This window comes from Nostoc spongiaeforme FACHB-130 (assembly GCF_014698475.1).
Taxonomy (GTDB): Bacteria; Cyanobacteriota; Cyanobacteriia; order Cyanobacteriales; family Nostocaceae; genus Nostoc_B; species Nostoc_B spongiaeforme.
The window spans coordinates 89,035-101,602 of record NZ_JACJTB010000022.1 but is presented as its reverse complement, the minus strand read 5'-3'; the positions used below and the strand labels follow the sequence as shown (position 1 = coordinate 101,602).

Here is a 12,568-nt window from a genome sequence, read left to right as displayed (position 1 = left end):
TCCCTTGTTCTCTAGAGAACAAGGGATGTTAGTAAGGACTGTTCAATTGCTCTTGTATATGGATACTGCTGACTATTCTCTCGTGGACTCCCATATCCTCTTGTATAGGGATGATGATGTGCGTTGCCTCAAGTGATCGTCTACTTATCTCTTCATACCCTCTTGTATAGTGATGCAGTGGGCTGTATACAGGATATAATAGAGGAAATAGCAGGCTTGTCGTGCCTACATACCCTCTTGTACATAGATAAAAGTGGGCGGGAATAGGCTATTCCTTTCTCTCTGGGAACAAGGAATGCTAGTAAGGACTATTCAATTGTTCTTGTACATGGATGCTATTCTCTTGTGCCTTCCTTTAACCTCTTGTATAGGGATATCTATGCTTATACCCTGTTGTACACCTATACTCTATCCCTCTTGTCTAGGCATATCCCCATACTTACCCTAATATATAGGCATAGCTTCACCGTCTTGTACAGAGATATCTGCATTCATACCCTCTTGTATTGGCATCTTGACAGGCGATCGCTGTCTTTCCTTACTTTTACTAAGCCTCTTGTACAGGTATAGCTTGGCAGGCGATCGCTACTACCACCACAGGCATCGTGTCCATTTTTCTTACCCTCTTGTATACCCATGCGAAGGTTAACTTTTAACATCTATGCACATTTCTATTAATACAGTCATAACAATACAGGCGATCGCTAACATTAACTCTACTCTTTTATTTACCCATAACAAAGGCTAACACTTATTATCTATATACAAGCTTGTATAGGCATATTAGCGATCGCTTGTATTTTAAGCTATGCCTCATTAGTTTCTGACGGCATAACTTTATTTAGCACCATTTCTATCTCTTGTATGGCTGTATCAATTGCTTCTAAACGCTTACGATTATTCCATTCTTGATATGCTTCTATGACCACTTCGTCAGTCGGTAAACCTGTACTACTTCCTACTCTACCTATGTGTTGATGACAAGTGTACTCAGGATTTTTGTCTCTCTTCACAATCCCTTTCAGTCTTTTCTTTGGACGACGTTCAAAAATTGGCTCATTGGCTTGCCACTTTGCATATACATACCAGTAAAGCTGCCCATTATACTGCTTTCTGACTTCGTACTGATGTATCCATGTCCCTGGTGCTGACATTGGTTGCTCGACTGTTTCTTGCCGAATTTCCTTTAGCTTCTGAAGTTTCTCAATGATTTTGTCTATGCGATCGCTTCTCATGGCAACTGCTACACTTATGCCTTATTAGTTTACATTGGCATAACTCTCACAATTGAGCAACGGCTAGGGCGATCGCTACCTTTAATTTAACCCTCTTGTTAAGGGATGCTGGGACTTACATTTAACATCTATGTACTTTTCCATTAGTTTAGGGATAGTAAGACAGGCGATCGCGCGTCTCTTCCCTGACTTACATCAAATTTTACTTAGACAGCACAAAATAGTGCTTGCTGGCTTACTCATTTTTGACTGTTTTTATTGACAGCAAAAAATAAGCGCATTTTCAGCACTTTCTTTCACATTTATTTATTTTTCTGTTAGCCATTACCCCAGTGATTTTCTTAGAGGAAAATTACTTCATTAATCGGCTTGGGTGTGTCATTTCTCTGATTTGCTGCTGGAATAAGCAGCCTTTCAATGTCGGGCTGAAATATTCGCCCTTTCTCAGTTAATCTCCAAAAGCCAGTTGTATAGTGACAAATTAAAGGGCAATATCACTGTTTAAATTGTTTTGTACAGTCATGACAGGGCTGGCGATCGCTTCTCTCATTTCCTCCAGATTACGGCATAGCATATTGAACTGCTAACCCAGATTAGTTTCTGACCGCATAACAAATCAAAATTCGTATTTTGCTCAAACACCACATGAATTATAAGAATCAAGCTCCGATACAAATTCTTTGCATACTTGATAGCTATCTGAGACAAAAATAACACTGTCGTCATCACGAATATGCTTTTTTATTTTGTACAAAAAGCGACCTATTCTTTGGCAATATGTTTCAACTACGCAATATTCCATAATTTGTATTTCGTCTCAGTCTTATTTATCTACTAACCACTTTTCTAGTATTGGTTTAGGCAATCCGAATTCATCGGCGTATTGTTTTTCTCTTTGGCAATCACGACTACTCCAAAAAACCATCATTTCAAAAGCAGAAAGTGCATTGTTTATCGCTTTTTGCTCGTCGTTTAGTTGCTTTACGCCTTGCTTGATCAGATCATCAATATATTCTATGTTAAGTGAGTTTGCTTTTTGGGCTGTTAATTCATGAATTTCCATAGTCATTAGTCATTAGTCCACAGTTAGCAGTTAGCACTAAAGGTTGAGTACTGTACAGTTATACTCAAGCTTCAACACTGTATCTATATACATTACTTTTAGTTTAGTGATAACACTCAGATGATCACTTCTCTTGAAAGCTGCTGCATCCATGCTTCATAGATTTGGGTAACTTAGGCTTTATATCTTAACCGTTCTTCCTGAAATAGAACTGGTTATTAATAAAATAAGTGGTTATACTAACTCATGGATAAGATTTTAGTTCAAGTTTTCATGGTATAGCCTATATCTTTAATAGTAGGACAGTGAGAGGATTTCGACAACAGGGCATCAATACGTAATTTTATCATTAATAACTAGTTCTATATTTAGAATAACGTTACATAATTAAGTTTTATAGGACTAGTTATTGACTTAAGTAACTAGTTCTTTTAATATAGAACTAGTTAAGGAAAGCGGGATTTTACCCGCCTCATATAAAAAGGATGTCTGTATGCTAACTCAAATTGATCCACAAAACCAAGCTCAAGCTCCATCTGATAGCTACTACGATGGTGAATTTGATGCCGCTATCGGCTTACCTCCTCAATCTTACTCCGGCGACTACTGGCAAGGTTATCTTCACAAAACTCTCGAAACTGGTAACACTCCTTTCTAAGTACTTAAGGGAGGTTCATTGCCTCCCTTCAAAAAACCACAGTTGAAACCTATTTGTCTCGCTTCAAACAAGAATATTTTCAAAATGCAATTATTAACACCTGAGATTATTGCTCAACTACCTGTACTGTACGCACAAGAGCAAGCTGATGATCCTATTGCGTATATCAAATTTTTCACTCCTGACTCTCAATGGACTTGGTATGTACTTGAATTTGACCGTGAAGACTTGTTTTTCGGGTTAGTACAAGGATTTGCAGAAGAACTCGGCTATTTCAGTTTTAGTGAATTATCCGAGGCTCGTGGCCCTTTAGGACTACCAATTGAACGCGATTTGTACTTTAAGCCTACACCTCTATCACAACTTCGCAAAACAAAATAAAAGCTTTAGCACTCAAAAGAAAAAGCACTTACCAAAACTAAAAGTGCTTTTTCTAAAGGCAAATCTTAAGGAAGATTTACAATATATGCAGCCAACAAATTTTGTAGTCTTTAGTTCAGAATTAGAAGCACAATTAGTAGCTGAACAACTTTACAACTGCCAAGTTGAAGGCAATATTTTAAAATTTCCTAAACAAGAAAAACTAGCTGTTGATTTAGCAATCAGTCTAGCTAATATTTTAATTATTGGCGCACAATGCCAATTACCTTTTCCAAGACACGAGCGCGAATGTAAAGATGATGACGCTCCACAAATTTATGTAGCTTGTTTATCTGCCTACAATTCTGGGATGCTACACGGAATTTGGATCGACTGTACCCAAGATGTAGAGGCTGTTAGAGAAGACATTGAGTGGATGTTGTCTTGGTCGCCTTGCCGTGATGATGAACCTTGCGAAGAATACACAATTCATGATTATCAAAATTGGCACGGTATTTACATCAATGAGTATGAAGACATAGAGAAATTAGCTGAACTTGCTCAGATGCTTTCTGAACATGGAAAAGCTTACGCCGCTTATTATAACTACGATAGTACCTCAGCTAGTATAGAAGACTTTCAAGAACGTTATTACGGTGAATATGAAAGCGAGGAAGATTTTGTTTATACACAACTTGAAGAACAAGGAGTGTTAAAAAAATTAGAAGAAATGGGAATTCCTAGTTCCTACCTCAACCTAGAAGCAATAGCCCGTGATTGGTTCATTGATTCTTACTATTCAGTAGAAGAAAGTTATAACAAAGTTTATATATTCAGCCGCTTTTAAGAAAAAAATGAAACCAGAGGGATAAATCCTCTGGTTTCAATATATTTTTAGTTTTTTTGAGGTTTTTGTTGTTGAGGTTTAGGACTGGGAAAAACTACTGTTTCCTTATTTAGTCTTAGCAGGTAGCAGTAACTTTTAGTATTAGGGCAAGCGATCGCAGAAGGTGAATTAATCCCCACTGCATAACCAATGCACAGAGTAGTAACAAAAGAACCCAGATAAATTAGCCAGCCTGACCAACCCGAACCAACCCAACGGGCAAAGTGAATCAGGTTTATTCTAAATTGCTGCGATCGCTGGCGGCGAAGTTCGGAGCGTTTTTGTTCAGCCTCAATCCATTGCTGTGATTCATTGAGTTTGTTTAAAGCTATTTGGGTGGCTCGAAGCCTGGTCTTTTCCTCAATAACTTGATGGGCTTTCACCTCAATAGTATGCTTTTCTTCTGCTATTCGGATACTAACCCATTGTCCGATGTCGGTGGCAAGGTCATCAAAGGCTGCGGCTGCGGGAATATCGGGGAAGTTGGCTTTTTTCCCATAATTTTGTCTTTAAAAGCATTTCTTAACTGCTGCCATTCATTTTGAAATTCGGGCGATCGCATTTCTTCTAGTAGGGATTGCAAATACAGTTTAGGTAGGCCAGCCATATCACCTTTAGCTTTCTGCTTGACCATTTCTCTAATTAACTCTCGTTCCTCCTGGCCTAATAAAGCTGTAGTTTCGCCTAACTGCTCCAAAAGCGTATCCGTATCTGCATCTAAATTAGATGGGGAAGCATTGGTATCAGTAGTTAATCCAAAATGTTGTGCTACTTCCTGAACAGATTTACCTTGATTTTTAATTAAATCACCAGCTTCAAGGAAGCGATCGCACTCTGCCGAAGAGTATTCATCTTTTTCCTCTAGACCACAGGCTTGTAATAATTGCATCGCTTCCATGAGAGTCAGCTTAAATCCTTTATTACGAGCTTTACCCAACAACTCGGTAATATCTAATGGTTTAGCCTTCCTTCTCTTCTTAACTTCTGTAATATCATTTTCTGGGGTAGCAGAGGCTTGAGAATGCTGTTGTTTTACTAGTTCCACTGCTTGCTGAAAGTCAACTGCTGTAATCTCTTCATCGCTATATTCTTCCTGATCTGTAGATAGTTCACAGATTTCCAAAGCTGCTTTTACATCCTCTGGGGATAAAGAATACATATTTTGCAATGCTTCTTTTGTATATGGCATATTAACTCCATTAACTAAATAATCCTTCAAAAGTGCTGTCGTCTTCGTGATGTATCAAATCATCCAAAGGCTGAGAACCAGTGCTTATGACTTCTGTAGCAGTTGATGGTTGCAAGTTAATATCATTAAGCTTTGGTAGTTTAGTCACAGGTGGAAATGCTTTTGTAGTGGCGACTGGTTGTGATACAACATCATCGTCTAGTTCCAAACCAAAGCTTTCAGCTAAATAGCTAATATGCAATTTCAAACGATAAATAGCATTCTTAGCACATTGTCTTAACTCCTCATCAGAGTAACCTGCCTCTTTCATTGCAAATGGTAGCCAATAAGCATTTAGGGCAGAAAATAACTTGTCACGCTCGGTAAAAAGTGGGTCTTTCGCTTTAAGGAAATTGACCAGGGCAGTATTCAAGTCTTGAGATTCCAAAGCAATACGGAATCGATATTCTATTTGTTTAGCCATTGGCAGTACCTACTTGCACTTTAGTCTTCAAAGTGCTGCCGCACAGGTAGAAAAATAAACCATAAACATCAGTTAGTCGGTATTGTAATGACTTGGCCGCAACTTGGGAAAAATTATCGGTAATTTGTAACTCCAAATGATCGCACCAATTAACTTTTGTTGTAGAAAATAGGTTGTTCAATTGAGAACGAAAATAATGAGCCGTACCACCACCCATAATTACCTCGTCAACATCACGAGGTACTTGCAACTTCAACCAATTGGATAACATCATCCAATACTCTTTCCTGCCATTAGTGATTGCATTTCTAATTGTGGTTATTTCATGCTCTTTGTAAGCTGCATCTACCATTGCCAATTCTTCTAAGGCTTTATTATTAATGTTCCGTCCCGCTTTACAAATTGCTGCCGTTAGTTGATGAGGATTTAAACCAGATGTTTGGGACATCACAGACTCAATCATTTTGGAAAATCCCAACGGCTCTGTTTTACCTTTGCTCATTTCTCCACGTTCAATCACTAGGATAGAAGTGTCTCTGTACCCTAACATAATCACAGCAATTGTCTGATCTCTGATGCTAGAGCCTGGGGCGCGGCCTCTTGTGAGAATACCTCCCCCTTCTGGAAGACAGACAAAAGCATCCAATTTAAAAGACTTAGCTTGTCCCTTGAACTTATAGTCAGCTAATGCTTTAGTGATTAATTCTCCAAATAAAGCTCTATCTTGGTACTCTCCCCACGGCAGCAGTATACCTAATTGGATAGCTGAGTTATTGGGTAAATCGTGTTTCGTAGCGATCGCGCCAACCATAGCCAGAACTTTCGGCAAAGCTAATTCAAATTTGCGGCGTTGCAGTTGTAAATCTGCATTGAATCGCTTTCGAGCCAAAAACCCTACAGCTTGAAAGCTGTTCTGATATTCAATCCAAGCACTATTCTCAGGTGAAGAATTACCGATTTTACTCTGTTCATAAGCTTGTAAGCTTTCTAAAGGAACTGTTGCAACTTCCGGCTCCATCAAAAGCAATTCCGGTTTAAAGCTCTCCAAAGTATAGAAACATTTGAGAAATGAACCACCCGGATCTACTGCAAGTTTTAGTGGACTCATAAAATTTAATGACTTACTTGAAGACTCAGTACACCAAAAATTAGTAGCAAAACGTATCAGTATATAAGGGAAGTTTTATGGTAAAACTATGGTATTTACATGGCAATATCATGGCACTTTTATGTTAAAACCATGTCAGTTTTATGGTAACTCTAATTTTATAAAAATTAAGCTATGGAAAACTTATGGTAAACCTCTGGTATTTTTATGGCTTTTTTCTGGCATTTTTATGGTAAATTTATGACACTTTTAAAAACCCCTTTTTCGCACATTATGCCTAAAAAATTTGGCAAGAAATACGGGTTAGTTTTAGAATTAAAATAAGCAAAAAAATTTTTATTGGTATTTGAATTGTCAAATACTACAAAAGTAACATTTAGCTGAATGCTAACGGGCAAAAATACTAAACCACAGCAAGCAGTAAACTACTTCATGGAAGAATATAGCCATGAAGTCAAAAACTCTCGCTGGTTTGGCAAAGGTGCTGAAAAGCTTGGACTGTCAGGAGCAATTAACAATAAAGAAATTTTTACCAATATCGTGAATGGGCGATCGCCAGATGGTAGCCAAACCCTCTACGCTAAAAAGACAAGCTCCGAAAGATTAGCGGCTACTGATTTCACCTTCTCTGCACCAAAGAGTGTAAGCCTACAAGCGTTAGTAGGTGGAGATGAAAGGCTAATTAAAGCTCACTCTTTGGCAGTGCAGAAAACATTGGAGTTGATTGAATCTCGCTATAGCTTTACCAGAATTACAACAGATACAGGACGAGAACCTACCAGAACAGGGAATTTAGTAATCGCTGAATTTGACCACATTGAAAGCAGAGAGCTAGATCCCCATTTACATACTCATACGCTGATCATGAATATGACTCAGCTTGATGATGGTAAATGGCAAAGCCTCTCAAACAGAGAAATTTTCAAAAACAAGAAATTCCTCGGTATGGTCTATCAGCATCACTTAGCATCTGAAGTTCAGAGACTAGGTTATAAAGTAGAACCAAGGAAACACGGACAGTTTGAGATTAAGGGTTTCCGCGAAGAAGACTTAGAGGAATTTTCTAAACGCAGACAGCAGATATTAAAGGTAGTAGGAAAAAATTCAACCTGGGCAGAGCGAGAGGGGGCTTGGTCTATTACTCGTGCAGCCAAGCAGAAGATTGCCCCAGATGAACTAAAAGCCAAGTGGCAAGAAGAAGCACTTTTCTTTGGCATTCAATTTGTACACTGGGAAGCTCCACAGCCTGATTTCCAGCCGATGTCTATCACTCAAGAGGATTTAGAAGCCGCGATCGCTCACTGCTCAGAACGAAATGTCTCCTTTACCCAGGAGGATTTAGAGAAATTCATCCTTGAGCAAGGGCTGGCTACAGACATAACTCAGATTGAACCACTAATTCAGGTTAATACTGAATTACTCAGCTTGTCCGAACAAAGACGCGATTTTACTACATTGTCGGCAGTCAACAGAGAAATAGCAACTATTAAGTTGATGCAATCTGGGCAAGGAAAAGTTAACCCACTAGTACACCCAGAAATAGCCGAAAGTTATTTAGAAAAAACTGCTCTAAACCGGGATCAGCGTCGCGCTGTCTTAGACGCAGCAACTACAACTGACCAATTTACAGCATGGCAGGGAGTCGCCGGGGCTGGTAAGACTTTCGCACTCAAGGAACTGAAAGCGATCGCTGCCATCAGTGGCTACACTATTAAAAGTTTTGCTCCCAGTTCAATGGCGGCTAAGGTTTTGGGGCAAGAATTAGATATTCAAGCTGAAACTGTTGCCAGATTGTTAGTCTCCGAACCACCAGAACAAATTGAACCTTATCAAATCTGGGTGGTGGATGAGGCAGGTTTACTCAGTGCTAAAGATGCCCTTACTCTTTTAGAACGGGCAGAAAAAGAGCAAGCCAGGGTTTTGTTAGTAGGCGATACAAAGCAATTGTCAGCTGTAGAAGCTGGCAATCCCTTCAAATCGCTGCAACAGGCGGGGATTAAGACCAGTTACTTAAACGAATCTAATAGGCAACGTGCGCCAAAACTGAAACTGGCTGTAGATTTGATTGCCTCTGGCTCTATTGAGGAAGGTTTTAAACGTCTGGATGAGAACGGCTGCATTGAGACTGTAACACCAGAATCAAAAATTGCAGCGATCGCAAATGAATATATAGCAGCCACACCCGAACAACGGGCGAAAACCTTAGTATTAGCTGGTACGAATAAAGAGCGATTGGCCATCACCCAAGCCATCCGAGAACATCTCAAAACTGAGGGCAGTTTAGGAACTACAACTCTCATCACCCAACTGCAAGCCAAAGATTTAACCGGAGTACAAAAACGCTATACCCACAACTTTGAACAAGGTGATATGGTCATGCCCACCCGCAATTACAAACGCCGGGGGCTAGAGAAAGGTAAGTTCTATAAGGTTGTGGGCAAGGACAATGACAGCCTCACTCTCAGAGATAGTGATGGTAAGCATTTTCAAGTAGATACAGGATTTGATAAAGCAGTTTACCAATCTCTTGAGATTGAAATCGCTGTGGGCGATCGCCTACGCTGGACAAAAAACGACCGTCAATTAGGACGGCGCAACGGTCAGGAGTTTGTCGTTAAAGCAATTGCTGATTCTAACGCTCAAATCGAGTATTTAGATAGTGGTCAAATTGAATTTATTGATTTAAAACAAGCACAACATTTAGATTATGCCCTCGTCAGTACAACCTATAGTAGTCAAGGGAAAACGGCTGATAGAGTTCTCATCGCAGCAGATCACACTATTGGACAAGAAAGCTTTTATGTTGCTGTTAGCCGTGCTAGGTATTCCTTGAAGCTCTACACCGAAGATAAACAAGATTTACTCTCCTTAGCACAATCGAGCAAAGCCAAAGAAAACGCACTGTCTTTACTACGCCAGAAACAATTAGAGAAGCAGCAAGCATCACAGCAGATAGCAGACGCTTCATCACCAGTCACAATATTGATAAATCAGCCAGCTAAAACTGAGCCTAAACCTAATTTCACTCCCCCAGTTCCTAAGCAATCGCCGCTTAAAACACTACCACAGATAGCATTTTGGACTCCTAGCAGTTGTAATGAACCTCCAGAAACACTTGACGCTCAACACTGGCGGGAACTGGTAGAAGGTAGTGCTATTCACCCAGTGATCGCCGCTTTAAATTTCAAGTCTCTGCATCAGGGTTTTGAATGGGAACATGAAGCATGGGAACATTTAATGTACAGTCAGCAGCTACCACGCACCAATACAGGTAGGCTTTCTACAGGTATGATTAGCAAATACTCTCATATCGAGGACGGTGGTTGGTGGTGCGATGCTGGCGTTAATCCCAAATCTTTCACTAATTTGCAACCAGGGGATCAACCCGATAGAACATTGTGGGGATGCTACAAGCCGAATAATCCCAGAGAAAAACCTGATAAACCAGGCAAATTCATTAAATATGAGCATCCACCTAAAACTGATTTAAGTATCTTCCTGTTAGATGTGCCTGATGATTTAGCAGACCGCATCTATAAAAAATATGGAGTCGAGCCAACCCAAGCAGATCGCACTAGTGGCTTTTGGTATTGTGTCTGGAAACATAACCTCCCAACCACAATTACTGAAGGGGCTAAGAAAGCTGCCAGTTTATTAAGTCAAGGTCATCCGGCTATCGGTTTGCCTGGGATTTATGCTGGTTATCGTAGTAAAGACGAGTTCGGGGAAAAGGTGAAAGCTAAACTCATGGATGAGTTAGCTGTTTTCGCCACTCCAGAACGCGAAATCACTTTCTGCTTTGATTATGAAACTCGACCAGAAACTAAACAAAATATAGAGATTGCCATCTCTCGCACTGGGCGACTGTTGGAGAAACAAGGAGCCTTTGTCAGTGTGGTAACTCTGCCAGGGCCAGATAAAGGTGTTGATGATTTGATAGTAGCCCAAGGGCCACTGGCTTATGAAAAGGTCAACCATGAGGCCATAAGTCTGCGTGATTGGCAGCAGCGCAATCAACAGCAACGAAAACCACCTTATCAACCACCTCGTAAACTCACACTGCAAGAACGTCAGCAAAGGTTAGCTACATCACAAAACCATATCAAGGAGCAAAATCATGACCTCAACCATCAGCAATCCCAGCACTCAGCCACCATCCGAGATCGCATTATTAATTCAAAAAATGGATCAACTGTTGATAAACCAAGCGCAGATGAAAGCCAAAATCGAACAGTTAGAGTCTCAGAACCACGAATTGAGACAGGAAATCCACAACGTAGAACAAGCACAAGCCCAAAATTTGAGCGCGTTCTTGGAGCAATTAGCCGACACCTTGAACTCGAAGAAGTCGAGCAACTTGAAGGACACCTTAAAGAACTTAACAGAAGCCTTGCATCAGATGAGTTTCGAGGTCAAAGAACAGCGCAGCACCCAGATGACACTCAACAACTCAATACAGCAAGTCTTAACAACCCAAAAACTGATGTCAGCTTTAAATCAAGTGGATACGCTATAAATGCTATCTCTGAATTTTTAGACAACGCCGCTATTGAATCAGCTATCAATATTGAACGGTTGCAATCTCTCATTCGTGATTTGCAGCCCTCAAAGCCAGCACACATCGACCAAGCAACTCAACACAGGGCGATAACGGCGATCGCGCAACACATTGACTTGGCAGTAGTTGAATCACCTGCTCTAGTTCAAAAACTTGAGGAAGTTATTGAGCAATTGAAACAGTTGCCTCCGCCAATGCCTCTCACACAAACAGCGATCGCTCCACCATCAACAAAGAAGGTTTTAAATGCGATCGCAGATTTTGTGGAGGAACAAACATTATCATCAGCCCTAGTTGAAACTTTACCGCCTGTCATCGAGGCAGTTAAAGATAAAAAAAGGCAAATCCAAACAATCAAGGCTATTCCTGAAAATTCTCAATTGCCAGAATTTGAAGCATTTCAAAAATCTATCGATTCACTCACTAATCAAGAGCTACTGTATTTAGAGCAAGCTGTTAAAGAATATTTCTCACAACCAGTGGCTCAAAAGCCTCTGCCAATCGACAGGCAAGCCATTGAGAATCAAATTAACCAGTTACAGCAACAAATTAATAGTTTGTGGGAAGAACACGCTCAACAAGAAAAAATTATTAAATCTCTGGAGCGTTTACCATTCCACCAATTAAGCAATAAATATAATTTAGTGGTTAACCAACAATTGCAAACTATTAACACTATCAAAGAGTTATTTACTCAAAAACAACAATTAGAAGCCTCTATAAAAGACTGGGAAATCCAGACTCAAAACTATCAATTTTGGGATAGAAAACAAGAAACAATTGATATGAAAGTTCTTACTCTTGTTTTACAATCAGCACCATTGCAAGAGCGATTATCTACTATTAAAAATGAATTATTGCGACAAAAACAGCAGCAACAATCTCAATCAACAATTAGATATCAAAACAGCCAAAACACAAATCAATTTAGGTGCTTAAGGCGATAAAATGCTTTTTCACTTCCCTAGAAAAAGAGTATTACTAGTAGGATTCAATCTCAATAATATATTATCATAATATTCTGTTACCATAAATACAATAAAGCTCG

Annotated in this window: 11 protein-coding genes; 4 read left to right on the top strand and 7 right to left on the bottom strand. The window is 39.7% G+C overall.

The window, feature by feature from the left end; translation table 11 throughout:
- Window positions 1–491: 491 nt before the first annotated feature.
- The 3 genes from H6G74_RS17190 to H6G74_RS17180 form a co-directional block, all read right to left on the bottom strand.
- A complete protein-coding gene (locus tag H6G74_RS17190) occupies window positions 492–638 on the bottom strand; it encodes a hypothetical protein (RefSeq protein ID WP_206756991.1) in 147 nt (48 codons plus the stop codon).
- 168 nt (window positions 639–806) lie between these two features.
- A complete protein-coding gene (locus tag H6G74_RS17185; RefSeq protein ID WP_190968816.1) occupies window positions 807–1,235 on the bottom strand; it encodes a hypothetical protein in 429 nt (142 codons plus the stop codon).
- Between the two features lie 823 nt (window positions 1,236–2,058).
- Window positions 2,059–2,304, bottom strand: coding sequence for a hypothetical protein (locus H6G74_RS17180; protein ID WP_190968815.1), 246 nt, complete (start codon window positions 2,302–2,304; stop codon window positions 2,059–2,061).
- Window positions 2,305–2,791: 487 nt separating this feature from the next.
- Between H6G74_RS17180 and H6G74_RS17175 the strand changes: the two genes are divergently transcribed.
- The 3 genes from H6G74_RS17175 to H6G74_RS17165 all read left to right on the top strand — a co-directional run bounded on the left by H6G74_RS17175 (window position 2,792) and on the right by H6G74_RS17165 (window position 4,163).
- A complete protein-coding gene (locus H6G74_RS17175; protein WP_190968814.1) occupies window positions 2,792–2,956 on the top strand; it encodes a hypothetical protein in 165 nt (54 codons plus the stop codon).
- A gap of 84 nt (window positions 2,957–3,040) precedes the next feature.
- Window positions 3,041–3,337 (top strand): DUF2958 domain-containing protein, encoded by a 297-nt coding sequence (locus H6G74_RS17170; RefSeq protein ID WP_190968813.1) that lies wholly within the window; start codon window positions 3,041–3,043, stop codon window positions 3,335–3,337.
- 85 nt (window positions 3,338–3,422) lie between these two features.
- Window positions 3,423–4,163, top strand: coding sequence for an antirestriction protein ArdA (locus H6G74_RS17165; protein WP_190968812.1), 741 nt, complete (start codon window positions 3,423–3,425; stop codon window positions 4,161–4,163).
- Window positions 4,164–4,210: 47 nt separating this feature from the next.
- Here H6G74_RS17165 and H6G74_RS17160 read toward each other — a convergent pair whose 3' ends face one another.
- Genes H6G74_RS17160 through H6G74_RS17145 form a run of 4 tightly spaced genes read right to left on the bottom strand, consistent with a single transcriptional unit; the run spans window position 4,211 to window position 6,962 of the window.
- Complete coding sequence (locus H6G74_RS17160; protein ID WP_199341037.1) at window positions 4,211–4,585, bottom strand: hypothetical protein; 375 nt, start codon at window positions 4,583–4,585, stop codon at window positions 4,211–4,213.
- A 23-nt stretch (window positions 4,586–4,608) separates the two neighbouring features.
- Entirely contained in the window at window positions 4,609–5,391 is a 783-nt protein-coding gene (locus H6G74_RS17155) for a hypothetical protein (RefSeq protein ID WP_190968811.1), read from the bottom strand.
- 10 nt (window positions 5,392–5,401) lie between these two features.
- Window positions 5,402–5,854 carry a hypothetical protein gene (locus H6G74_RS17150; RefSeq protein WP_242051263.1) on the bottom strand — a complete coding sequence of 151 codons (453 nt, stop codon included), beginning with the start codon at window positions 5,852–5,854 and terminating at the stop codon, window positions 5,402–5,404.
- Entirely contained in the window at window positions 5,847–6,962 is a 1,116-nt protein-coding gene (locus H6G74_RS17145) for a ParM/StbA family protein (protein WP_190968810.1), read from the bottom strand. Before H6G74_RS17145 ends, H6G74_RS17150 begins: the two co-directional genes overlap by 8 nt.
- Window positions 6,963–7,346: 384 nt before the next feature.
- Here H6G74_RS17145 and mobF point away from each other — a divergent pair, with 384 nt between their 5' ends.
- Window positions 7,347–12,467, top strand: a complete 5,121-nt coding sequence (gene mobF / locus H6G74_RS17140) for a MobF family relaxase (protein WP_190968809.1) — start codon at window positions 7,347–7,349, stop codon at window positions 12,465–12,467.
- Window positions 12,468–12,568: the final 101 nt, after the last annotated feature.

Coding starts and splice junctions, on each gene's coding strand:
- mobF (WP_190968809.1), top strand. CDS start 7,347: ATGCTAACGGGCAAAAATACTAAACCACAGCAAGCAGTAAACTACTTC.
- H6G74_RS17185 (WP_190968816.1), bottom strand. CDS start 1,235: ATGAGAAGCGATCGCATAGACAAAATCATTGAGAAACTTCAGAAGCTA.
- H6G74_RS17155 (WP_190968811.1), bottom strand. CDS start 5,391: ATGCCATATACAAAAGAAGCATTGCAAAATATGTATTCTTTATCCCCA.
- H6G74_RS17165 (WP_190968812.1), top strand. CDS start 3,423: ATGCAGCCAACAAATTTTGTAGTCTTTAGTTCAGAATTAGAAGCACAA.
- H6G74_RS17150 (WP_242051263.1), bottom strand. CDS start 5,854: ATGGCTAAACAAATAGAATATCGATTCCGTATTGCTTTGGAATCTCAA.
- H6G74_RS17180 (WP_190968815.1), bottom strand. CDS start 2,304: ATGACTATGGAAATTCATGAATTAACAGCCCAAAAAGCAAACTCACTT.
- H6G74_RS17175 (WP_190968814.1), top strand. CDS start 2,792: ATGCTAACTCAAATTGATCCACAAAACCAAGCTCAAGCTCCATCTGAT.
- H6G74_RS17145 (WP_190968810.1), bottom strand. CDS start 6,962: ATGAGTCCACTAAAACTTGCAGTAGATCCGGGTGGTTCATTTCTCAAA.
- H6G74_RS17190 (WP_206756991.1), bottom strand. CDS start 638: ATGGGTATACAAGAGGGTAAGAAAAATGGACACGATGCCTGTGGTGGT.
- H6G74_RS17170 (WP_190968813.1), top strand. CDS start 3,041: ATGCAATTATTAACACCTGAGATTATTGCTCAACTACCTGTACTGTAC.